At 66.6% G+C, this 24,334-nt stretch carries 15 protein-coding genes; 5 read left to right on the forward strand and 10 right to left on the reverse strand.

The genetic code is table 11. From position 1 onward, the window contains the following. The first annotated feature begins 227 nt into the window (after nt 1-227). The gene (locus QX070_RS20425) at nt 228-5,840 is read left to right on the forward strand and encodes a methyl-accepting chemotaxis protein (protein ID WP_315738820.1); all 5,613 of its coding nucleotides are present in this window, start codon (nt 228-230) and stop codon (nt 5,838-5,840) included. Nucleotides 5,841-6,148: 308 nt separating this feature from the next. Here QX070_RS20425 and QX070_RS20430 read toward each other — a convergent pair whose 3' ends face one another. From QX070_RS20430 to QX070_RS20440, 3 genes are all read right to left on the reverse strand, one after another. After that, a complete protein-coding gene (locus QX070_RS20430) occupies nt 6,149-7,024 on the reverse strand; it encodes an MlaD family protein (protein ID WP_315738821.1) in 876 nt (291 codons plus the stop codon). Nucleotides 7,025-7,180: 156 nt separating this feature from the next. Next, nucleotides 7,181-7,951 carry an ABC transporter ATP-binding protein gene (locus QX070_RS20435; RefSeq protein WP_315738822.1) on the reverse strand — a complete coding sequence of 257 codons (771 nt, stop codon included), beginning with the start codon at nt 7,949-7,951 and terminating at the stop codon, nt 7,181-7,183. Between the two features lies 1 nt (nt 7,952). Further along, entirely contained in the window at nt 7,953-9,086 is a 1,134-nt protein-coding gene (locus tag QX070_RS20440) for an ABC transporter permease (RefSeq protein WP_315739128.1), read from the reverse strand. A gap of 158 nt (nt 9,087-9,244) precedes the next feature. Here QX070_RS20440 and dgcA point away from each other — a divergent pair, with 158 nt between their 5' ends. Next, nucleotides 9,245-10,240, forward strand: a complete 996-nt coding sequence (gene dgcA, locus QX070_RS20445; protein ID WP_315738823.1) for an N-acetyl-D-Glu racemase DgcA — start codon at nt 9,245-9,247, stop codon at nt 10,238-10,240. Here dgcA and QX070_RS20450 read toward each other — a convergent pair. Further along, entirely contained in the window at nt 10,222-11,409 is a 1,188-nt protein-coding gene (locus tag QX070_RS20450; protein ID WP_315738824.1) for an MFS transporter, read from the reverse strand. The genes dgcA and QX070_RS20450 overlap by 19 nt on opposite strands. 75 nt (nt 11,410-11,484) lie before the next feature. Between QX070_RS20450 and QX070_RS20455 the strand changes: the two genes are divergently transcribed. Further along, entirely contained in the window at nt 11,485-13,092 is a 1,608-nt protein-coding gene (locus tag QX070_RS20455; RefSeq protein ID WP_315738825.1) for a hypothetical protein, read from the forward strand. A gap of 154 nt (nt 13,093-13,246) precedes the next feature. Beyond that, nucleotides 13,247-14,980 carry a caspase family protein gene (locus tag QX070_RS20460; RefSeq protein ID WP_409999177.1) on the forward strand — a complete coding sequence of 578 codons (1,734 nt, stop codon included), beginning with the start codon at nt 13,247-13,249 and terminating at the stop codon, nt 14,978-14,980. 10 nt (nt 14,981-14,990) lie between these two features. On the opposite strand, the gene QX070_RS20465 is transcribed toward QX070_RS20460, so the two are convergent. The 5 genes from QX070_RS20465 to QX070_RS20485 all read right to left on the reverse strand — a co-directional run bounded on the left by QX070_RS20465 (nt 14,991) and on the right by QX070_RS20485 (nt 20,994). After that, nucleotides 14,991-15,980 (reverse strand): threonine/serine dehydratase, encoded by a 990-nt coding sequence (locus tag QX070_RS20465; RefSeq protein WP_315738827.1) that lies wholly within the window; start codon nt 15,978-15,980, stop codon nt 14,991-14,993. A 47-nt stretch (nt 15,981-16,027) separates the two neighbouring features. Then, nucleotides 16,028-16,840, reverse strand: a complete 813-nt coding sequence (locus QX070_RS20470; protein WP_315738828.1) for a UDP-2,3-diacylglucosamine diphosphatase — start codon at nt 16,838-16,840, stop codon at nt 16,028-16,030. A 189-nt stretch (nt 16,841-17,029) separates the two neighbouring features. Next, on the reverse strand, nt 17,030-18,448 hold the full coding sequence (pyk, locus tag QX070_RS20475) for a pyruvate kinase (RefSeq protein WP_315738829.1): 1,419 nt from the start codon (nt 18,446-18,448) through the stop codon (nt 17,030-17,032). Between the two features lie 155 nt (nt 18,449-18,603). Then, entirely contained in the window at nt 18,604-19,677 is a 1,074-nt protein-coding gene (locus QX070_RS20480; protein ID WP_315738830.1) for a tartrate dehydrogenase, read from the reverse strand. A 21-nt stretch (nt 19,678-19,698) separates the two neighbouring features. Then, nucleotides 19,699-20,994, reverse strand: a complete 1,296-nt coding sequence (locus QX070_RS20485) for a D-galactonate transporter (protein ID WP_315738831.1) — start codon at nt 20,992-20,994, stop codon at nt 19,699-19,701. A 129-nt stretch (nt 20,995-21,123) separates the two neighbouring features. Between QX070_RS20485 and QX070_RS20490 the strand changes: the two genes are divergently transcribed. Further along, entirely contained in the window at nt 21,124-22,041 is a 918-nt protein-coding gene (locus QX070_RS20490) for a LysR family transcriptional regulator (protein ID WP_315738832.1), read from the forward strand. A gap of 21 nt (nt 22,042-22,062) precedes the next feature. Here QX070_RS20490 and glgX read toward each other — a convergent pair whose 3' ends face one another. Then, nucleotides 22,063-24,297, reverse strand: coding sequence for a glycogen debranching protein GlgX (gene glgX / locus QX070_RS20495; protein WP_315738833.1), 2,235 nt, complete (start codon nt 24,295-24,297; stop codon nt 22,063-22,065). Nucleotides 24,298-24,334 lie beyond the last annotated feature (37 nt).

The raw sequence follows: 24,334 nt of genomic DNA on the forward strand, positions 1-24,334 counted from the left end.
CTAAAGTGTTAACGGCGGGTGCTGTTAACGATGATTAAGAATCTCTTAACCACGGCCATTTCTTTCAACAGGCACTGCCAATAGGATGATGCCCGGATGGAGTGGGTCACCTGGCGGAATTTGCCACCCCTGGTGCCTGCGAGGGATGACGTCCGGTTCGAGCGTTGCGAGAGGGCACTCGTACGCGGCTCGCCGGATCGAAATTAAGACGAGGGCTCGGACTCAACATGGCGAACACTCCGAAAAAGGTCAAAGACCCGACTGAAGTTGCGCTGTCCGCCATTCAGGAGGCTTTGAACATCAGCGATTCGTCCGCGCCCACGGACTCGCAGAGCTCGGTCCACGCCGAGGGCGCCCCGCCCGTCATGCCGAACGGCGTGTCCAGTCTGGATTCGTTCGACTCGCGTCCGGGCATCGACCGCAGCAGCCTTGACGAGATCGAGCCGCCGCCGCTCGCCGCGCGCCGCCCGGCCAATGACGACCGCGAGACCATCGGCCAGTTGCTGCAGGCGATCCAGAAGGGCCGCCCGTCACGCGGCGTCTACACGCTGGCAACCGCCTTTGCAGGCATCTGGATCGTCGGCTGCGTCCTGCTGACCATCGGTTTCCTGCCCGCTTTGCAGGCCTTGATCGGCCAGAGCGGCGGCGTGCTGGTGCTCGCCGGTCTCGCCGCGGTGTTCTTCGCACCGGTTCTGCTGTTCTACTTCCTGGCCAGTCTCGCCTGGCGCGGCCAGGAGCTGCGCATGATCGCGCAGTCGATGGCGCAGGTCGCGATCCGCTTCTCCGAGCCGGAAGGCGCCGTCAGCGATTCCATCGTGACCGTCGGCCAGGCCATCCGCCGCGAGGTCGCGGCGATGGGCGACGGAGTCGAGCGCGCGATCGCGCGCGCAGGCGAGCTCGAGATGCTGGTCGCCAACGAGGTTGCAGCCCTTGAGCGCGCCTACAGCGACAACGAGGTCCGCATCCGCGCCCTGCTGCAGGACATCGCCCATCAGCGCGATAACCTCGTCGGCCAGGCCGAGCAGGTCCGCAGCGCCATCTCCGGCGTGCAGATCGACCTTCGCCACGACATCGCGCTGATCTCGGACGCGATCGCCTCGCGCGTCGACGAGGTCGCCAAGAGCATCACCGGCGCGCTGGAAGAGCGCGGCGCCCACATCACGGCCGCGCTCGGCAACGCCGGCGACAACATGATCCTCGCGCTCGGCGAGCGCGGCGGCGATCTGCTCGACCGGCTCGAAGAGGCCAGCGCCGAGACCACCCGCGCCGTGCTCGACGCCTCGGAGCGGCTCACCACCAGCCTCAATTTCAAGACCGGCCACGTCCACGACGAGTTCGCCGACCTGTCGGACCGAGTCCACGAGATGCTGAACGAGCGCATCGACCGCATCACCAGCGAGTTCGAGCAGCGCACGGCCGCCATCGTCGACGGCATCTCGGTGCGAACCGAGCAGGTTCACGACCAGCTCAAGGCGTCCGGCGAGTCCCTCCTGCTGGAGCTCGAGCTGCGCAGCGGCGATCTCGTGACCAAGATCGACGAGGCGAGCCAGCGCATGTCCGGCCACATCGTCACGTCAGGCGAGAAGGCGAGCGAGTCGCTCGATGCGACCGTCAATTCGCTGGTCGCCAAGGTCGTCAGCCAGACCGAGAGCACCCACGACACGCTGTCGATCCAGATCAGTGCCTTCGACGAGCTGGTGAAGAACCAGGGCACCGAGCTCGCCGAGCGCTTCGCACGCGACAGCTCGACGCTGGGCGCGCTGATCACCCGGCACATCACCGAGTTCGACCGCACGGTGAAGACCTATGGCGGCGAGATCGTCGAGCGCATGGGCCAGCGGACCCAGGAAATCTCCGACAATCTCAAGTCCTATGTCGATACGTTCGATACGCGGCTGTCGTCCAACAGCGGTGAGATCACGGCGACGCTGGATCAGCGGCTGAACCAGTTCGAGACCAATCTGCAGGCTCGCATCACCACCCTCGACACCTCGCTCGATGCGAAGATCAAGACCTTCGACGACAGCGTCGAGGGCCGCCTCAAGTCGCTCGAGGAGAACTTCGACAACCGCGCGACCTCGGTCACTTCGACGATCGAAGGCCGCCTCGGCACTCTGTCCAACTCGCTGACCGACGGCGCTGCCCAGGTGCTGCACGCGATCGACTCGCGGCTGACCGTGCTGACCTCCTCGCTGACCGATGGCTCGGCGCAGGCGATCCAGTCGATCGATTCCCGCCTCAACATTCTGACCTCCTCGCTGACCGACGGCACCGACAAGGCGCTCGAAGCGATCGATCAGCGCATCCACAGCCTGTCGAACATCATCGACGGCCGCAGCTACGAGCTGACCGAAGCCGTCACCGCGCGCTTCCAGGACATCCATCAGGGCATCGAGACCCGCGTCGGCTCGATCGCCAAGGACATCGACCAGCGCGTCTCGCAGTTCGAAGACCTGCTCGGCTCGCGCGTCGAGGCCGTGGCCGGCCGCATCGAGAGCAGCGGCCGCCAGGCGAGCGACGAGCTGATGACCCGCGCCGAGCTGCTGTCCGCCAGCATCAAGTCGCACGTGGAAGACGCGGAGCGGGCGCTGACCAATCTCGTGGTCAACACCAGCGAGACCATCCAGACCGGGGCCCGCTCGGCGCAGCAGGCGCTGCTCAACGTCTCGACCGACGTCGGCTCGCAGTTGAAGAACACGTCCGCCGAGGTCGAGCGCGCCCTGTCGAACGCGGGCAACGGCGCGGCCGAGGCCGTCCTGACCAGTGCGCGCGAGGCCCAGGCCACGCTGGTCGCGGCCTCCGGCGAGACCGCCGACCAGATCAAGTCGCTGTCGGCCGACGTCGAGCGTACGCTCACGGCGGCAGGCTCGACCACCGCAGCCTCGATCCTCGCCGGTGCGCGCGAGGCTCAGAACACGCTGGTGTCCGCCTCCTCCGATGCCGCCACCCACGTCAAGTCGCTCGCCGTCGACGTCGAGCAGGCGCTGACGGCCGCCGGCTCGGCCACGGCAGCCTCGATCCTCGCCGGTGCACGCGAGGTCCAGAACACGCTGGTGTCCGCCTCCTCCAACGCGGCCGAGCACGTGAAGTCGCTCGCAGCCGACGTGCAGCGCTCGCTGACCAGTGCCGGGACGGAAACCGCCGAAGCCATCACGGCGGGCGCTCGCGACGCCCAGCATGCCCTGCTCGCGGCATCGAGCGAAGCGGCCGAACAGGTCAAGGCGCTGACCGTCGACGTCCAGCGCTCGCTGTCGATCGCAGGAACCACGACCGCGGAAGCGATCACCGGCGGCGCCCGGGAAGCGCAGACCACGCTGATCAGCGCGTCGTCCGAAGCGGCCAATCACGTCAAGTCGCTGGCAGCCGACGTCGAGCGTACGCTCGCCGCGGTCGGAACCAGCACGGCTGCGGCAATCGTCGGCAGCGCCCGCGACGTCCAGACGAAGCTCGTCACCGCCTCGACGGAAGCAACCGAGCACGTCAAGTCGCTGGCCGTCGACGTCGAGCGGACGCTGTCGTCGGTCGGCGCCGATACCGCGGCCTCGATCCTCAACAGCGCGCGCCAGGCGCAGATGTCGCTGACCGCCACGTCGGCCGACACCGCGGCCACCCTGGTCGGCAGCGCACGCGAAGCCCAGGCGGTGCTGACGACGACCACGACCGAGACGGTCGCGGTGATCGTCGGCGGCGCGCGCGAGGCCCAGAACCTGCTGACGGCCACCTCCACCGACACCGCGGGCCAGCTCAAGGCGATGTCGTCGGAGATCGAGCGCGTCATCAATTCCGTCGCGGCGAACACCACCGATGCGATCCAGAGCAGCGCGCTCAATGCGCAGAGCGCACTCGTCGCCGCCTCCAACGAGGTCTCCACGCGGGTCAAATCGACCTCGACCGAGATCGAGCGCTCGGTGCTTGCCGCCGGCAACTCGTTCGGCTCGGCCATGACCGGCAAGACCGACGAGATCGTCACCTATGTGCAGCAGCAGAGCGAACGACTGTCGCAGATGCTCGACGGCAAGCGCGGCACGCTGGTCGAGACGCTGAACTCGAAGACCAACCAGCTCACGATCGAGATCGATCGCGTCACCACCGATGCGCTGAAGGCGATCGAGGTCCGCGGCCAGAACTTCGCCCAGAGCGTCAATGGCAACGGCTCCGAGGTCGCCCGCACCATCACCTCCGCGGGCGAGCTCGCGACCACCGCGATCACCAAGTCGCTCAAGGAGCTGGAGCAGGCCTCGCGCGCGGCGATCGAGCAGTCGCGCCAGGTCTCGGTGGCTGCGGTCACCGAGATGCAGGAGACGAGCAAGATCCTGCGCACCGACACGGTCGCCCTGTTCGAACGTCTGCGCGAGGGCAACATCCTGCTGCAGGAGGTCCTGACCGGCGCCCACGACAACCTCAACTCGCTGGAGCGGGCGCTGGTCACCCGGGTGGCCGACTTCGTCACCGCGATGAACGACGTCACGGCACGCAACGGCACCGCGACGCAGACGCTCGAGGACCAGCTCAACGTGTTCAACTCCAAGACGTCGCGGGCGCTGGAGGATCTCAACTCGCTGTCCGGCCAGTTCGACGCGCATGGCAAGGCGCTGATCGAGGCGGCGGCCATTGTCGAGCAGAGCAACCGCGATGCGACCGTCTCGATCTCGGATCGCAAGACGACGCTGGAATCGCTGGTCACCACCATCGATCTGCGCACCGCCGATCTCGACCAGCGTCTGACGCGCTTCACCACCCTGCTCGACGAGTCCTTGGCGGCCGCCGAGGAGCGCGCCCGCGACATCGCCCGGGTCGTGGCGGAAACGGCGGGGGCCGGCTCGACCGCGCTCAGCCGGCAGTTCGAGGCCATCCGCGCCAACGCCGAGGAGGAACGCCGCCTCACCACGTCGCAGATGCAGGAGATCTACCAGCAGAGCACGCAGGAAGCCGATGCGATGTTCAAGCAGTCGGCGGAGAAGTTCGCCACGCTGGTGTCGAGCATGAAGCAGATGACCGCCGAGATGCATCGCGAGCTCGAAGCGACGCGCAACGAGCTGCGCCGCGGCGTGCTGGAGATGCCGCAGGAGGCCGCCGAGAGCACGGCGCAGATGCGCAAGGTCATCGTCGACCAGATCGAGGCGCTGGCCGAGCTCAACCGGATCGTCGCGCATCACGGCCGCGGTCTCGACGTGGTCAGCGCGTCGCGTCCCGCCGCGGTCGCCGCTCCCGCAGCCGTGATCCGTCAGGAAGAGCCGATCGTCGCCGCAGCCGTCGGCGGCCGCCCGGACATGCGCCTGCGCGAGCCGGCTGCGACCAGCGTCGCCAACCTGCCGCCGCCGGATCTCGGCATGCAGCCGCCGGCCCCGCCGCCGCAGCCGCGCCGGGTCGAGGCGCCGCCGATGGGTCCGGTCGCCGATCAGCGCAGCGACAACTGGCTGTCCGACCTGCTCAACCGGGCCGACAACAGCACCGCCGGCCAGACAGCGCCGCGCGGCCGCGGACCGGCCCAGCAGCAGCCGGGCAATCCGCTGGAGTCGCTGTCGCTCGACATCGCACGGCTGATGGACCGCAATCTCGCGGCCGAGATGTGGGACCGTTACCAGCGCGGCGAGACCAAGGCGTTCTCCAAGCGTCTCTACACCCCGGCCGGCCAGAAGGCGTTCGACGAGGTCGCCCGCAAGTACCGCGCCGACCGCACCTTCAAGCAGACGGTGGACCGCTACATCACCGAGTTCGAACGGCTGCTCGACGAGGTCGCCCGCGACGACCGCAACCCGCAGGCGCTGCGCGCCCAGCTCACCTCGGAGACCGGGCTGGTCTACACCCTGCTCGCCCACGCCGCCGGCCGGCTGGCGTGATAGGAGCGAATGGGCGAGTAGCGAGTAGCGAGTAGCGAGTAGCGAGTAGCGAGTAGCGAGTAGCGAAGGGTTCAGTAGAACCAGCGCTGCGACAAGAAGAAAAAGCGGAGGCCACGAGGCCTCCGCTTCGCGTTTGGAGATGCAATGAAGGCGCTTTCGGCCTTGGCCGTTCGGGCCCCGCATCGCCGGCACAACGGTGTGCGACGTGCTCCGTAGCCAGCCAGCAGCGGTGGATAGCGACAACGATGGAGCGCAGTCCGCTGCCGCGCGCCCCTATTCGCTACTTCCCTATTCGCAACTCGCTCGCGTCACCGCCGTCCCGTCGCCGCCGGCGGTGCGGGCGCGGGCTGCGAGGCCTGGGCGTTGCTCGGGCTGGCGTTGCTGGCCCCGAACAGGACCCGGGTCGGATTGCGATCGAAATTGTTCACGGCGCGGCTGATGTCGGACAGCGTGCGCCGTCCATCGGCCATCAGCGCGCCGGAGCGCTTGTCCAGATCCTCGGCGAGCTCGCGGATCGATTTCACCGTCAGGAACAGCTCGCCGCCATCCTTGCCGCCGGCCAGCGTGTTGAGACCGAGCATCAGGGTATCGGCCTTGCCCATGATGCCGTCGACACGGCTCATGACGCCATCGATGCGCTCGGAATTGCGGGCCAGCGACTGGGTGAAGACCTCGAGGTTCTTGATCGAGTTCTTCACGGCGTCCTGGTTGTCGGCGACCACCTTGTTGATGTTCTGCAGGGTGGCGCGGATCGCTTCGGTCACGTCCTGCAGCCGGGTCGGATCGGCACGCAGCACCGGCACGCCATCCTCGTCGAGCGGCGGCGGCGGCGCAGCCTCCTCGCCGCCCTTCAGCGAGATCGCGGCGACGCCGGTCAGTCCCTGGAACTCGAGCCCGACCAGGGTGTCCTTGCGGATCGGCGCGTTGTTCTCGACCATCGCCAGCGCCACGACGCGGCGCGGATTGTCGAGCTTGACCGAGATGACCTCACCGACCCGGATACCATTGAAGTTGACGCTGCCGCCGTTGCGCAGACCCGCGGCCGGCCCCTCGAACACGACCCGCAGCGGGCTGCGCTGCTTGGTCGTGTGCAGGCTCTGAAACCAGAGGACAAACCCGACCGCCGCGGCAATCACTGCCAGCGTGAACGATCCGATCAGGACGTAATTCGCCCGCGTTTCCATTACCAACTCCGGTACCGGCACGTCGCAGCGGAGATCCCAGCCGCCGCTCCCATGCGCTCTCGGTTGGCGCCGGACTGCGGCACCCACCCCATCAGCTATGTCGCAGGAGTCCCCACTCCCGCTCACAAAAATAATCGCCCCGAGGGGCGCTACGCACTAACCCATCACGGCCCGTGCACGCTTGCCGTGGAAATACTGCCGGAGCCACGGATGTTCCGAGGCCTGCATGTCGGCCATCGATCCCGCAGCGATAATCTTGCCGTTGCCCAGCACGGCGATGCGGTCGCACGCCGTATACAGGCTGTCGAGATCATGGGTTACCATGAAAACGGTCAGTCCCAAAGTGCGCTGCAGGGTACGGACAAGCTCGTCGAAATCGCCGGCGCCGATCGGGTCGAGCCCCGAGGTCGGCTCATCGAGGAACACCAGCTCCGGATCGAGCGCGAGCGCGCGGGCCAGCGCGACGCGCTTGATCATGCCCCCCGACAGCTCGCTCGGGAAACGATCAGCAACATCGGGCCGCAATCCGACCATCACCAGCTTGGCGACCATGATCTCGTCGAGCAAACGCTGCGAGACCTTGAGATATTCCCGGACCGGGAACTGGATGTTCTGCCGCACCGTGAGCGAGGAGAACAACGCGCCCTGCTGGAACAGCACGCCCCAGCGCCGCTCGACGGCGCGGCGGCCGGCACGATCGGCGGCGTCGAGATCGACGCCGAACACCTCGATGTTGCCCGACAGCTTGGGCACCAGGCCGATGATGGTGCGCGTCAGCACCGACTTGCCCGCACCGGAGGGACCGACGAAGCCCAGGATCTCGCCGCGCTTGACATCGAGGTCGAGCCCGTCGAGCACGCGCGTCTTGCCGAACTGCACGGTGACGTCACGCACGCGGATGATCGGATCGGACATCTCCTGCGTCATGTCACATCCCGACCGCGGCGAAGAAGATCGCGAACACGCCGTCCATCACGATGACGAAGAAGATACCCTTCACCACCGATGAGGTGGTGTGGCGCCCGAGCGACTCGGCGCTGCCCTGCACGGCCAGTCCTTCGACGCAGGCGACGATCCCGATCACCGCCGCCATCACCGGCGCCTTGAGCAGCCCGACCGTGAAATGATCGATCGAGATCGCATCGCGAAGGCGCAGCAGGAAGGCCTCGGGATCGACGCCGCCATAGAACCACGCCACCAGCCCGCCGCCATAGAGCGCGGCGATGTCGCCGAGGAAGGCCAGGATCGGCAGCGCGATCACCAGCGCGAGCATGCGCGGCAGGATCAGGACCTCGATCGGATCGAAGCCCATGGTACGCAGCGCATCGATCTCCTCGCGCATCTTCATCGAGCCGAGCTCGGCCGTGTAGGCGCTGCCCGAGCGGCCGGCGATCATGATCGCCACAAGCAGCACGCCGATCTCGCGCAGCACCAGCACGCCGAGCATGTCGACCACGAAGATGTCGGCGCCGAACCTGCGGAAATGGAAGATGCCCTGCTGGGCGATGATGCAGCCGATCAGGAAGGTGATCAGCACGATGATCGGCACCGCGCGCCAGCACACCTGCTCGAGATGATGGATGGTCGAGGTCAGCCGGAAGCTGCGGGGATGAACGAGGACCCGGCCGCTGGCGACGATCACGGCGCCGAGCATGTCGATCAGCGCGGCGACCGTGCCGAAGATGCCGGCGACACTGAGGCCGATCTGGCCGAGCATGCCGGTGATGGTCACCATCGTCGCGTCGCCATTGGGCGCGGTGCTGACGCGGCGAACCTCGTCGACTAGGCTGGCGTAGTTCGCAGAGAGCCCATCGATCCGGACCTCGACGGTTCCGGTCGTGAAGCTGCGGCGCAGCCGCTCGATCAGCCAGGCGCCGAACGTGTCGAGCTTGGACACCTGGGAGACGTCGATCGAGACATCGATCTTCTTGCCGGCGAGCTTTTCGGCATCGGCGACAAGCCGTTCGAGCGACGGCGCAAAGGGCGCAGTCCAAGCGCCGGTCGCGCGCAGCGACAGCGCGTTGCCATCGCCACTGCGCTGCAAATCAGGGCCGCCCTTCACGACGGCCATCCTCGGAGCCTCGGACGTCCGCTCCTTGACGAGAAAAATCCCACCGCGTCGCTACCACCTTGCCGGAGACCACTATCAACAGCCATAGTCGGTCAGATCGCGCAAGCCCCAAGCGCCTCATTCCGGTTCACAAATCGCCAGACTTTCAAATGACTTCCAACGGTTTTCCAATACTGGACGCCCGGATCGGCCACTGGCCGATCGCCGGCAGCTTCACGATCAGCCGCGGCGCCAAGACCGAAGCGGTCACGGTGATCGCGGAAGTGCGACACGGCACGATCGTCGGCCGCGGCGAATGCGTGCCCTATGCGCGCTATGGCGAGACCCCCGAGGCATCGTTGAGCGCGCTGCTCGCGATGCGCGATGCGATCGCCTCTGGTCTCGACCGCAACGCCCTGCAGACGGCGATGCCACCGGGGGCGGCGCGCAATGCGCTCGACTGCGCGCTGCTCGACCTTGAAGCCAAGCGGAGCGGCCGGCGCATCTGGGACCTGCTCGGACGCCGCGCGCCGGGGCCATGCGTGACCGCCTACACGATTTCGCTCGGGACCCCCGACGTGATGACCAAAGCTGCGGCCAAGGCCGCGCACCGCCCGCTGCTCAAGATCAAGCTCGGCGGCGACGGCGATCCGGCGCGGATTGCAGCCGTGCGCGAGGCAGCTCCGCAGTCACAACTGATCGTCGATGCCAACGAGGCCTGGACCGAGGCGAATTTGGAGTCCAATCTCGCGGCCTGCGCCGCCGCCGGCGTCACGCTGGTCGAGCAGCCGCTTCCCGCAGGAAACGACGAAGCGCTCGCCAACATCGCGCGCCCGCTCGCGGTGTGCGCCGACGAGAGCGTGCACGACCGCAACTCGCTCGAAGCGCTGCGCGGACGCTACGACGCCGTCAACATCAAGCTCGACAAGGCCGGAGGGCTCACCGAGGCGCTTGCCATGGCCGATGCCGCGCGCGCGCTCGGCTTCGACATCATGGTCGGCTGCATGGTGGCGACATCGCTCTCGATGGCACCGGCCATGCTGCTGACGCCGCTCGCCCGTTTCGTCGATCTGGACGGACCGCTGCTGCTCGCCGAGGATTGCGAGCACGGCCTGCACTACGAGGACAGCCTGGTCTATCCGCCCGATCAGGCGTTGTGGGGCTGAAGCGACAGGCTTCGGTGCGCGATCCACATCAGGACGCCACCCGCTCCGGCCATCGCGGCCATCACGTAGTAGACACCGGGTCCATAGGCCGCATAGACCGGCCCCGAGAGGGCCGATGCCGCCGAGCCGACCACGCCGCTCGCAGCCGCATAATAGCCCTGCCCGCGCGCCGTCAGTTGCGCCGGCACATGGCGGACCAGCAGCCCCATGGTTCCGACCAGGGTCAGCCCGAAGGTGAAGCCGTGACTGATCTGGACCGCGGCGAGCCCGGCTGCATGCGGCTCCTGAGCCGTGAGGCTCCAGCGCAGCACGGCCGCCGCTGCACCGATCATGACCAGGTTGGCGGGCGCCAACGTGAAGCGTGGTGACAGGGCGAACACGACGATCTCGGCCAGCACGCCCATGGTCCAGAGCCAAGCGATGGTCAGCCCGCTGAAGCCCTGCGCCTTCCACGCGATGGCGGAGAACGTGTAGTAGGCCGCGTGGCTGGCCTGGATCAGCGCCGAAGCCGCGATGATGCAGAGGAAGCTCGGATGGCCCAGCGGACTGCGCCCGTCCCGGGCCAGGCCGGCGCCATGCGGCAGGGGCGGCAGCGCCTGCAGCAGCAGGCTGCTTGCCGCACCGCACAGCGCGACCAAGAGGATGATCCAGATCAGCTCGGACGACGGCGCGAGGTCGGCCACCCCGCCGCACAGCAGCGTTCCGGCGATGAATGCGGCCGATCCCCACAGCCGCAGGCGACCGTAGTTCAGGCCATAGCTCATCACGCCACGGAGCGCATAAGCGTCCGTCAGCGGGACAACGGGTGTCCATAGACAGCAGGTTGCCACGTAGACCAGGAATACCAGCCAAGGTTCGCGCTGGAAGGCGAGAACCACAAAGCCCGATGCCGTTGCGAAGGTGGTCAGCCGCATCGCGGCGCGCAGGGCCTGCCGGCGCTCGGCAACCGCGGTGATCAACGGCAGGACGGTGAAGCGGGTCACGGCGGGAACCGCGATGATCACACCGATCCACGAGGCGTCCAGCCCGATCGCCCGTAGCCACACGGGGAAAAACGGCAGATGCGTCCCCGACAGCATGAACACCGCGCCATAGAACAGCCCCAACCTGTCCGCGAATCGGCGCGACAATACCGGCGATGTGGTGGAGATTTGTCGGGACAGTGGCATCAATTCAATTGCGATTCGATCAATATCATGGTGATCGTTATGCCAACGCGCAGCAATGTGCGCGATAGGTTTGCCATGGTCGATGAAGTCTTCGCCCTCTCGCCGATATCCGCCCGCGCGGCTCAGCCGAACGAGGCCGATTACGAGGCGATCCGCGACGCCTTCATGGAGACGTCCCGAGGCCGCTGGTTCCTCGGCGAATACGCCAAACGCAACCGCAATGCCGACACCAGCATGGTGCTCGACGCCGTGGCCCGCATCGAGCATGCGCTGGCCTCGCAGCGTCAGCAGCAGCAGGAGTTCGAGCAGGCCGACAGTAAGGCGCTGCCCGAGGCGCTGGCCGCGATCCGCGCCTCGGTCGAAGACGCTGCACTCGCCGCAGCCTCTGCGGTCGACAGCATGGCCCTTGAGCAGAACCTGGCGCCGGTGCGCAAGGGCATCCGAATCATCAAGGAAATTTCCTGGCGCTGGCGCGAGATCGGCGCCGATTCCCGGATCTGCGACCTGATCGATTCACAGGTCACATCGATCGAGGCCGCGTGCGACCAGCTTGCGAGTGCCGACCCCAAGGTCGCACTGCTTGCGGCCTTCGAGATCATCAAGACGCGGCTGAAGGAGCTCGACGCGGCGGAAGCAAGCGTTCCGCCCGCGGCTGACGAGATCAAGCCGGCGACCGAGTCCGCCGCCCCGCCAGTACCTGATGTCGCATCGGGTCCGGCTGCGGAGGCGACGGTCTCGGCTGAGCCGCAGGTGGCTTCGGGGCCGTTGCCCGTGCCGGAACAGACGGAGGCGGCCCAAGCCGGGCTCGAGATGACCATTCCGCTCGTTGCAGCGGTGGCCGCGATCGAATCGGTCGAGACATCCTCTGGCGCTGACACCGCGATCATGGCGGCCGCAGCGGTTGAAGCCAGGATGGTTGACACCGACGCTGCGGCGGTGGTGCAGCCCCCCGAAATTGCGACCGAGCCGTCGGTGGACGAAACCCTTCTCGAAATCGAGCAGCACGCCGCGGCGGCCCTGGATGACGCTGTCGCCGCAGAAGCCCACGACGAAGCCATCCTGGAATTGGTCGCGGCGGAGATGGGTGCTCCCGATCCGATCGACGACGAGGAGTTCAGCCGGGCCAGGACGCTTGGCTTCGACATTGAGGAGCCAACCTCGGTCGACGACGACATCGTCGCGAGCTTCAGCGAGCCGGCGCCGTCGGAGCCGGATCTCGCGCTGACCACGGCAGAAGTCCCGGTTGCCACGGCGGCGTCGGCTCCCGCTGCGCCTACGATGTCTGCCCCGCCAATGTATGCCCCGCCGATGCCGGCCCCGCCCGCGGCTGCCCCGCGCATGGCCTCGCCTCCAGCCCCGGCGCCAGTCCCCAGCGTGCCCGTATCGGCACCGCTTCCGGAGGCGATCACCATCGAGACCCTGGCCGCCGTGGCGGCTGCGGTCGCAGCTCAATCTCCCGCAGCGCCGCAGGCCGACGTTGCGCCGAGCCAGCAGGTCCGCCCGACCGCCGCCGCGGCTCACAGCACCAGTGCATCCGCGATGCCCAGGCCTGCCTACGAGCCGTCGCTGGGATCGACGCTCCTGTCGAACGGCCTTCTGCAGCGGCCACAGGCGCCCGCCAATGACTTGCTGGCGCCGATCCGTCGCATGACCCAGCCTGAGAAGATCGCATTCTTCTCGTAGGGCGAGAGCGTCTCGGCCACCTCCTATCGAACCCCGATCACTGAGCACCGAAAGGTGCTGCGTTGATAGGTGACGCGGATCACGTACGCTGCTGCGTGATCTGCGTAGCCTGATCCTCAAGCCATTCGCTTGGCGCATGCTCGAGGAGAACGCCGTGTCCGTTCCGAAATTTCGCGCTGTAACATCCGCCTGGAAATCCCTGCTCATGTCCGCGCTGCTGGGCCTGATGGCCTGGGTCGGCCCGGACTCGGCGTTCGCCGCCGGCAGTGAGATCGACAACCTTCACACGCCACCGCGCGCGCTGGCAGCTCCCTCACCTGCAAAGGAGAGCAACACCCCCGCAGCGATCCCTCAAGGAGCCGAGCCACGCGTCGCACTCGTGATCGGCAATGCGAGCTATCAGAACGCGCCACCGCTGGAGAACCCGGACAACGACGCCCATGCTGTCGCCAAGCTGTTGAACTCGGCCGGCTTCGAGGTGATCACGGCGACCGACCTGACGCAGAACGAGATGCTCAAGGTCGTCCAGGATTTTTCGAGCCGGGTGGCAGCAAACGGCCCGAACACCGTGGCAATGGTCTACTACGCCGGCCACGGGGTTCAGCTCGCGGGCGAGAACTATCTGATCCCGATCGATGCCCGTATCTCAGCGCCCTCCGACCTGGCGACGGGGACGATCCGTCTGGTGGACCTGATGGCAACGCTCGACGCCATCCCGAGCCGCATGCGGATCGTCGTGCTGGACGCCTGCCGCAACAATCCATTCCCTGCCATCAACGATGCCGGACGCGGACTTGCCATCGTCGACGCACCGAACGGCTCCATCCTCGGATATTCGACCTCGCCTGGCGAGGAGGCGCTCGACGGGCGTGGCGAGCACAGCCCGTACGCGCAGGCGTTCCTGAACCTGGCGCGGCAGCCGAACCTGCCGATCGAGCAATTGTTCAAGCGCATTCGCCTGCAGGTGAACCAGAGCACCGATGGTCGACAGACGCCGTGGGAAAGCTCGTCGTTGACCAGTGATTTCACCTTCTTCGGCGAATCCCTGGTTGCCGCAGCGCGCGCGCCGGAGAACGCGCCGGTGGTGCAGATGGCCGCCGACCTGCCGAGCCGTTCCGTGCGGCAGGCCTATGACTACGTGCTGTCGGAGAATCGTCCGCAGTATTATCGCGAGTTCATCGCGATGTACCCGCGCGATCCGCTCGCCGACCGCATCCGCGCACTGCTCGCTGGCCTCGTGCAGGCCGCGGCGTGGCACCAGGCCGTGCTGGCGAATTCGCCGGCCGCCTATCAGAGCTTCCGAGAAGCCTATGCCGACAGCCCATATGCGCCGGTCGCGCTGCGGCTGCAGGGACAGCCTCGGCCCATCCCCGTGCTGCAACCGAGCCGTCTCATCATGCCACCGCAACTGGCACCGATCGCGCGGCCGTTCAATCCCGGCGCCCAGATCCAGAGCCATCCAGGCCTGCAATCGAAGCTGCCGGTCACCACCGTGCCGCCGCGCGGACCGATGCCGCCAACGGTGGTCACGAAAGGCAATGCCATCAACAACGCGGGTCCCAACAAGGTCGTCGATCCCAGGCCTATCGCTCAGACCAGGTTGCGCGACAGGATCATGCCGCCGGCAAATCCGCCTGTCGCCGCGAAGATCCAGCGCGACCCAGTGAAGCGCAGTCCTGGGCGGCCATTCGACACCCGCGAGGTCCGGCGTCCCTTCCCCGGCAATTCCGGACCGTTCAAGCCGAACGTCAACGCGTCGCGTCCGTCGATGGCGCGTGGCCAAGGAGGGATGCAGGGCGGCCCGACGCGGGGCACGCCGCACGTCGCGCAGTCCGGACTGCGGATCGGCGGTGGGGGATCTGCAAAAGGCGGCCTCAGCTTTCACTGAGGCTTGATCGTCAGGCGATCAGCCTGGCGTAGAGCTCAGCATCGACATTGCCGCCGGACAAAACGATCACCACCGTCTTGCCCGCCACATCCAGCCGGCCAGCCAGCAATGCCGCAAGCCCGACTGAACCACCGGGCTCGACGACGAGCTTCAGCTCCCGGAAGGCAAAGCCGACCGCGCGCCCCACCTCCTCATCCGAGGCCTCGACCGCAGCCGACAGAAGTTGGCTGTTGATCGCGAAGGTGATCTCGCCCGGAATCGCCGCCATCAGCGCGTCGCAGATGGTGCGTCCCTTCGCATCATGGGCCTCGCGGTGGCCGGCCCGCAGCGAGCGCGCATGGTCGTCAAAGCCCTTGGGCTCAGCCACGACCATCCGGGTGCTGGGAAAGCGCGCCTTGACCGCGGTCGAGACGCCGGCAAGCAGTCCACCGCCCGAAGCCGGGACGATCACCAGATCCGGCGACAGGCCGAGCGCCGCAAGGTCCTCGGCGATTTCACGACCGACGGTGCCCTGCCCTGCGATGACGTGGGGATCGTCATAGGGCGGCACCACCGTCGAGCCGCGCTTTGCTGCGATGTCGCGCGCGATCGCTTCGCGGTCCTCGCGATCGCGATCATAGAGCACGACCTCGGCACCGAACGCCTTGGTGCGCTCGCGCTTGGCCGCCGGCGCATCCGAGGGCATCACGATCGTGGCGTCCATGCCCAGCAATGTGGCGGCATGGGCGACGCCCTGCGCATGATTGCCGGAGGAGAATGCGACGACGCCGTTGCCGCGCGCTGCCTGCGGGATCGACGCCAGCTTGTTGTAGGCGCCGCGGAACTTGAACGAGCCGGTCCGCTGCAGCACCTCCGGCTTCACGAAGACGTTCGCTTTGAACTGCTCGCTCAGCACGGGAGCCGGCAGCAGCGGAGTCCGCACGGCCACGGGCGCGAGGACGCGTGCCGCCGCATCGATGTCGGCGGCGGTCACGGGCAGGATCGGGGAATGAGCTGTCATGCCCCTATTTTACCGCGCCCGATTGCCGAGAGGCAAGGGAGCCGGTGTCAGGCGGCGCGAGCGGCCAGTTGGGGAACCGGCGCGCGCTGCCGCAGCGGATCGGTCCAGGTGAGGATCTCGAAGCGGCCGTCCTCGTGCTCGACCAGCGCCGTGCAGCTCTCGACCCAGTCGCCGCAATTCATGTAGCGAATGTCGTCCTGATCGCGGATGACAGCGCAATGGATGTGGCCGCAGATCACGCCGTCAGCGCCATGCCTTCGCGCCTCGGAGGCCAGCGCCGTCTCGAACGCGCCGATGTAGTTCACCGCGTTCTTGACCTTCTGCTTGGCCCATTGCGACAGCGACCAATAGGGAACGCCGAACATGCGACGGAAGAAGTTGACCAGACGGTTCATCTGGATCGCGAAGTCATAGGCCTTGTCGCCGAGATGGGCGAGCCAGCGCGCGTTCTGCACGACCAGATCAAAGATGTCGCCGTGGATCACCAGATAGCGTTTGCCGTCAGCGCCGGTGTGGACGATGTTCTCGACGACATCGATGCCGCCGAAATGCGTGCCGTAATAACCGCGCAGGAACTCGTCGTGATTGCCGGGGACGTAGACGATCTTGGCGCCCTTGCGTGCCTTGCGCAGCATCTTCTGCACCAGGTCGTTATGCGACTGCGGCCAATGCCAGCTCGATTTGAGCGCCCAGCCGTCGATGATGTCGCCGACCAGATAGATCGTATCTGCATCATGGTGGCGCAGGAAATCGACGAGGAGATTGGCCTGCGAGCCGCGGGCTCCGAGATGAACGTCCGAGATGAACAACGTCCGAAAGCGCCGAGCCGGGCTTTCTTCACCAGCAGTCTCAAGTCCCATGCGCGCCCACCTAACAGTCCCTGATGACACCGCGATGACGAAACGCCCCACCGGCAGAACCCATCCTGCCGGACCGCGACCGGACACCGCTCGTTCGACTCGCGACGTCCTTCGTCACTGCCCCGCGATACCAGCGGGGTGCGACAATCAGGCGACAGGCGGGCGGCGCGAACAGGGAAAATCAGCCTCCTATCTCGGCACGGTGACGACGCGCAGATTGTTGGTGGTGCCGGCCCGCGCGAACGGGATGCCGGCAACGACGACGAGCAGATCGCCGGCTTCAGCGAACTCCTCCTGCACGGCGAAGAAGGTCGCGCGCTCGACCATCTCCTCGTAGCTCTGCACGTCCTGCGACAGCACGCTGTGCGCGCCCCACAGCAGGCACATGCGCCGCGAGGTGTCCTCGTTCGGCGTGATCGCCAGAATCGGCAGGCTCGGCCGCTTGCGCGCAACGCGCGAGGCCGAGGTTCCGCTCGACGTATAGGCCACGATCGCCCTGGCGTGGATCGCCGAGGCGAGATCGGCCGCCGCGGTTGCCACCGCATGCGGCGGCGTCTGCTCCTCGCCCGGCTGCGTCGCCTCGACGATCGAGCGATACATCTTGTGGCCTTCGGTGGCCTTGATGATGCTGTCCATCATCGCCACCGCCTCGCGCGGGTATTGGCCGCTGGCAGACTCCGCCGACAGCATCACCGCGTCGGCGCCGTCATAGATCGCAGTGGCGACGTCCGAGACCTCGGCGCGCGTCGGCGTCGGCGTCGCCACCATCGAATCCAGCATCTGCGTCGCGACGATCACCGGCTTCACGGCGAGCCGGCAGGCACGCACCAGCTCCTTCTGCTTACCCGGCACGTCCTCGTTGGGAATCTCGACGCCGAGATCGCCGCGCGCGACCATGATCGCGTCCGACAACTGGATGATGTCGTCGATCCGCTCCAGCGCCGCCGGCTTCTCGATCTTGGACATGATGCCGGCGCGGCCGTTGATGAGGCCCCTCGCCTCAAGCACGTCCGACGGCTTCTGCACGAACGACAGCGCCACCCAGTCGACGCCGAGCTCGAGCCCGAAGGCGAGATCGGAGCGGTCCTTGGCCGTCAGCGGCGACAGCTCCAGAATGGTGCCCGGCAGATTGACGCCCTTGTGATTGGAAATCGCGCCGCTGACGATCACCTTGGCCTCGATCCAGTCGTCGCCAAGGCCGGTGACGCGGACGCGCACGCGGCCGTCATCGATCAGAAGATCGTGACCGGGCGAGACCGCCGCAAAGATTTCCGGATGCGGCAACGGAATCGATGTCTTGTCGCCCTCGGTGCCGTTGAGGACAAATCGAATCGTCTCGCCGACTTCGACCTGGATCTTCTTGTCGCGCAGAGTGCCGACGCGAATCTTAGGACCCTGCAGATCCATCAAGATGCCGATCGGCCGCTGCACTTCCTTCTCGAGCGCGCGGATCGCGGCATGGACCTTGGCGTGATCGGCCTGGGTGCCGTGGCTGAAGTTGAGACGAAAGGTGTCCACACCGGCGAGGAACAGCGCTTTCAGCATCTCCGGAGAATTGCTCGCGGGACCGACAGTCGCAACGATCTTGGCTCGACGGTGACGACGCATGATGGGTCCTTTCTCCTTAAGCCGTGTCTCGCGTCTCTATGACACGCATGTGATTGGCATGCGCGGACGCAGCGGAAGCGCTGATATACGCCCCGCAGCGTCCATTGCAAGCGCGACACGAAACACGCCAGAATTGTGCAAGAGAACAGCACGCCTCAGACGTTGGAGCCGTGGATCGCGTCGATGACGGCGTCGGTCACCTCCCTGGTCGTCGCCTTGCCGCCCACGTCGGGCGTGAGGATGCCGGCTGCACACACCTTCTCCACCGCCGCCATCAGCCGCGCGGCCGCGTCCCGCTCACCGAGATGCTCGAGCATCTGCGCGCCGGTCCAGAATGTTGCGACCGGATTGGCGATGCCCTTGCCGGTGATGTCGAAGGCCGAGCCGTGGATCGGCTCGAACATCGAGGGGAAGCGCCGCTCCGGATCGATGTTGCCGGTCGGCGCCACGCCGAGGCTGCCGGCCAGCGCGCCGGCGAGATCGGACAGGATGTCGGCATGCAAATTGGTCGCCACGATGGTGTCGAGGCTCTTCGGCTGCAGGGTCATGCGCACGGTCATCGCGTCGACCAGCATCTTGTCCCAGGTCACGTCGGGGAATTCCCGCGCCACTTCGGCGGCGATCTCGTCCCACATCACCATGCCGTGGCGTTGCGCATTCGACTTGGTGACGACGGTGAGGAACTTGCGCGGCCGCGACTGCGCCAGCTTGAACGCGTAGCGCATGATGCGGGTGACGCCGACGCGGGTGAAGACGGCAACCTCCGTGCCGACCTCCTCCGGCAGGCCGCGGTGCGCGCGACCGCCCATGCCGGCATATTCGCCCTCGGAATTCTCGCGCACGATCACCCAGTCGAGATCGCCGACGCCGACATTGCGCAAGGGCGAGGCCACACCGGGCAGGATCTTGGTCGGCCGCACATTGGCGTACTGATCAAATCCCTGGCAGATCGGCAGCCGCAGGCCCCACAACGTGATGTGGTCGGGCACGTCGGGAGCGCCGACCGCGCCGAAATAGATCGCGTCGAACGTCTTCAGCTCGGCGAGGCCGTCGGCCGGCATCATCACGCCGTGCTTCTTGTAGTAGTCCGAGCCCCAGTCGAAGGTCTTGACGTTGAAGCTGATGTCGCCCGAGCGCTTGGCGAGCGCCTCGAGCACACGGACACCTTCGGAGATGACCTCGGGGCCGATGCCGTCGGCGGGAATCGCGGCGATGGAATGGGTGCGCATGAAAGGGCTCCGTGTGATGGGTCAGGATTGCGTGGCCGCAGCGGCCTTTGCACGTTGTGAACGTGACAGCAACAGGGTCAGCACCGCCGATACCACCAGCAGCCCGGCGACGAAATAGAGCCCGCCGTTGAAGCTGCCGGTCTGGTCCTTGATCCAGCCGATCATCGCGGGACCGACGAAGCCGCCGAGATTGCCGATCGAGTTGATGGTCGCGATGCCCGCCGCGGCGGCCGAGCCGGACAGGAACATGGTGGGCATGCTCCACAGCGGCGGCTTCGAGGAGGAGATGCCGACATTGACCAGCGTAAGTGCCGCGAGCACGGCGGCGACACTGGTCGACAGCCCGGCCAGCCAGAGGCCGACGGCGGCGACGACGCAGGCCAGCACGACGTGCCAGGTGCGCTCGGCGGTGCGGTCGGAATGGCGCGCCCACAGGATCATGACGACCACGGCCACGGTCGGTGGCACCGCGTTGAGGAAGCCGACGGCGAACGACGACAGGCCGAACTGCTTGATGATCTGCGGCGCCCAGACGCCGAGCGTGTAGAGGCCGGCCGATGTGCCGAAATAGACCAGCGCGAGCGCGAGCACGCGGATGTCGGCCAACCCGCGCCAGATGCTGTGGCTGGCGGTGGCGGCCTTGCTCGCCAGCTCGGCATTCATCGTGCGCACCAGCCAGTCGCGCTCGTCGTCGGCGAGCCAGCGCGCCTGCTCCGGACGATCGGTCATGTAGGCGAGCACGACGAAGCCGAGCAGCACCGCCGGCAGCGCCTCGATCAGGAACAGCCACTGCCAGCCCTTGAAGCCGAGAATGCCGTCCATCTCCAGCAGCGCGCCGGAAACCGGAGAGCCGAGAACCGTGGAGAGCGGCGCGGCGGCCATGAACAGCGCGGTGACGGCTGCGCGCTGGCGGGCCGGGAACCAGTAGGAGAGATAGAGGATGATTCCGGGGAAGAAGCCTGCTTCCGCAGCACCAAGCAGGAAGCGCAACACATAGAAGCTCGTCGGTCCCTGCACGAACGCCATCGCGCCGGAGACGATGCCCCAGGTGATCATGACCCGCGCGATCCAGATGCGGGCGCCGAACTTGTCCAGCGCGAGGTTGGAGGGGACCTCGAACAGGAAATAGCCCCAGAAGAAGATGCCGGCGCCGAAGCCATAGGCCGAGGCTGACAGCCCGATGTCCTTGTTCATGGTCAGCGCTGCGAAGCCGACGTTGACACGGTCGATGAAGGCTACGAAGTAGAGCAGCATGATGAAGGGCACGATGCGCAACGTGATCCTGCGCAGCACGCGCATCTCCAGCTCTCCGGCCATCGTCACCTCCCTATCCCGTCTTGTCGTTGATCTGACAAGCGTAGGCGGCGAACCAGGCCGGCTTCAATGCTCGCATCATTATACAAAAAAATGATATAATCCGGCCCATCGCCTCTTCAGGATCCCACCATGGAATTGCACCAGCTCCGCTGCTTCGTGGCCGCCGCCGAGGAACTGCATTTCGGCAAGGCGGCGCAGCGGCTGCAGATGCTGCCCTCGGCGCTCGGACGCCAGATCAAGCTGCTGGAGGAGGATCTCGCGACGCCGCTGTTCGCCCGCACCACGCGCGCGGTGTCGCTGACCGAGCACGGCACGACCTTGCTGCGCGACGCCCGGGCGATCCTGGCCCGCGTCGAGGCGGTCGAAACCGGCTTCCGCCGCCGTACCCGAAGCACGAAGGCGCAGCGGCTGCGCGTCGGCGCCATCGACAGCGCGGCCGCCGGGCTGCTGCCGCAATTGCTGCACGATTTTCGCGCGCGGCATCCCGACATCGCGGTGCAGCTCATGGAGGAGAAGACGATCCGGCTGCTGCCCAAGATTCTCTCCGGCGCGCTCGACCTCGCCTTTGTCAGGCCGCCCGAGCGCACCGATATCAGGCTCGAATTCCGCGCGCTGCTCAGCGAGAGCGCCGTGGTGGCGCTGCCGCAGCGGCACCGGCTGGCCTCGCGTGCCGCGGTCTCGCTCGCCGACATCGCCGACCAGCCGCTGATCGTCCCGGACCGCCGGTCGCGCCCGCACAGCCACGACCTCACCATGAAGCTGTTCGCACAGGCCGAGCTGTCGCCGGATATCGCGCAGTTCGCCGATGAGAAGCAGACCATCGTGCATCTCGTCGCCGCGCGACTCGGCATTGCCATCGTGCCGCGCTGGACCTCGCGGCTCGCGGTCTCAGGCGTCCGCTTCGTGCCGCTGCGGATGACACGCGGCAGCACCGCCGGACGGCTTCCGCTCGCGGCCGTCTGGCTGCGCGGCTCGCGCGATCCGGCGCGCGAGGCCATGCTCGGCGTGCTCGACGCGCGGCTTGCGAAATACGCCCGCGGTGCCTGACCGCAAAATCCGCCGAACATCCTACCCCAGCGGCGCCTCCGCGACGTCGAGCAACGCGCCGAGGCCATGGCGCAGGCTGCGCATCGGCTGCTGCTCCGAGGACAGGCCGAGTGCCAGCAGCGATCGCCCGGTCACCGCGTAGACGTGGCCGAACGGGAACGACTGCGGCTGTGCATCCGGCTGGTTGGTGTCGAGCAGCGCCAGCCAATTATGGCCTTCGGGCACGGACGGAAGCGTGAAGTTCACGACGTCGAAATGCGCGTTGTAGACCAGCAGGAGCGTCGCATCCGAGCCACGCCGCTTAACGCCGGTCTCCTGGGCGCGGCCGTCGAGCAGCATGCCGAAACAACGCGCGTGATCGTCAGTCCACTGCTCCGTCGTCATCTCCTCGCCCGACGGGTCGAGCCAGGTCACGTCGTTGACGCCGAGGTCCTCATTGTGCGAGCCGATCAGGAAGCGGCTGCGATAGAGGATCGGAAACGCCTTGCGCATGGCGATCAGCTTGCGCGTGAATTCGCGCAACGCCCGCCCCTGCGGCGTGATGCCCATCCAGTCGAGCCAGGTCGTCTCATTGTCCTGCGCATAGGCGTTGTTGGTGCCGTTCTGGGTATGGCCGAACTCGTCGCCGGCGAGCAGCATCGGCGTGCCATGCGACAGCAGCATCGTGGCCAGCAGATTGCGCTTCTGGCGCTCGCGCAACGCGGTGATCTCGGGGTCGTCGGTCGGTCCCTCGACGCCGCAATTCCAGGAGTGGTTGTTGCTGTGGCCGTCGCGATTATCCTCGCCATTGGCCTCGTTGTGCTTGTCGTTGTAGGAGACGAGGTCGTTGAGGTTGAAGCCGTCATGCGCGGTGATGAAGTTCACGCTCGCCCAGGGGCGGCGGCCGCGCTTGTTGAACAGATCGCCCGAGCCGGAGATGCGCTTGGCGAAATCGGCGAGCGTGCCGCCATCGCCCTTCCAGAACGCACGCGCGGTGTCGCGGAACTTGTCGTTCCATTCCGCCCAGCCCGGTGGAAACTGGCCGACCTGATAGCCGCCCGGACCGATGTCCCAGGGCTCGGCGATCAGCTTGACGCTCGACAGCACAGGGTCCTGACGACAGGCATCCAGGAAGCTGCCGCCCTCGTCGAAGCCATAGGGCTCGCGCGCCAGGATGGTGGCGAGATCGAAGCGGAAGCCGTCGACCCGCATCTCGGTCGCCCAATAGCGCAAGGAGTCCGCGACGAGCTGCAGCACGCGCTGGTGCGACAGGTTCACCGTATTGCCGGTGCCGGTGTCGTTGATGTAGTAGCGTTTCTGGTCCGGCATCAGCCGGTAGTAGCTGGCATTGTCGATGCCTTTGAAAGACAAGGTCGGCCCGAGCTCGTTGCCTTCGGCGGTGTGGTTGTAAACCACGTCGAGGATCACCTCGATGCCGTTGGCGTGGAACTGGTTGACCATGGTCTTGAATTCGGTCGCGAACGGCGTCTTCAGATAGCGCGGCTCCGGTGCGAAGAAGCCGATCGAATTGTAGCCCCAGTAGTTGCGCAGCCCCTTCTCGACCAGATAGCTGTCGTCGATGAAGGCGTGGATCGGCAACAGCTCGGCCGAGGTGATGCCCAGGGAGCGCAGATAGGCCGGAATGTCCTGATGCGCGAGACCGGCGAAGGTGCCGCGGTCGGCCTCGGGCACCAGCGGATGCAGCTTGGTGAAGCCCTTGACGTGCATCTCGTAGAAGATCGTCCGCTCCCACGGAATTTCCGGCTTGCGTGAGGTGCCCCAGGTGAAGGCGGGATCGATGACCCGGCACTTCAGCATCAAGGGCGCGCTGTCGCGGTCGTCGAACGACAGGTCCTTGTCGGCATGATCGGGCCGATAGCCGAACAGCTCCGGCCCCCACCGCAGGTTGCCGACGAGCTGCTTGGCATAGGGGTCGATCACGAGCTTGTTCGGATTGAACCTGTGACCGGCGTCCGGCTCGTAGGGTCCATGCACGCGATAGCCATACACCGTGCCGGGCCGCGCGGCCGGCAGGTAGCCGTGCCAGACCTCGTCGGTGTATTCGGGCAGCTCGATGCGCTCGAGCTCGGTCTCGCCGGTGTCGTCGAACAGGCACAGCTCGACCTTGGTCGCGTGCGCGGAAAAGATCGCGAAGTTGACGCCGAGCCCGTCCCAGGTGGCGCCGAGCGGAAACGGCCGGCCTTCGCTGATCTTGGTCCTGCGCAGGTTGAATGCGGCCCGCGTCAACGCGTCACCGAGGTCGGTGCGTTGGTCCATCCTTTGCCCCCTTCGTCCAATTCCCCAGATCTATTGC

The organism is Bradyrhizobium sp. SZCCHNR1093 (assembly GCF_032381175.1).
Lineage (GTDB): Bacteria > Pseudomonadota > Alphaproteobacteria > Rhizobiales > Xanthobacteraceae > Bradyrhizobium.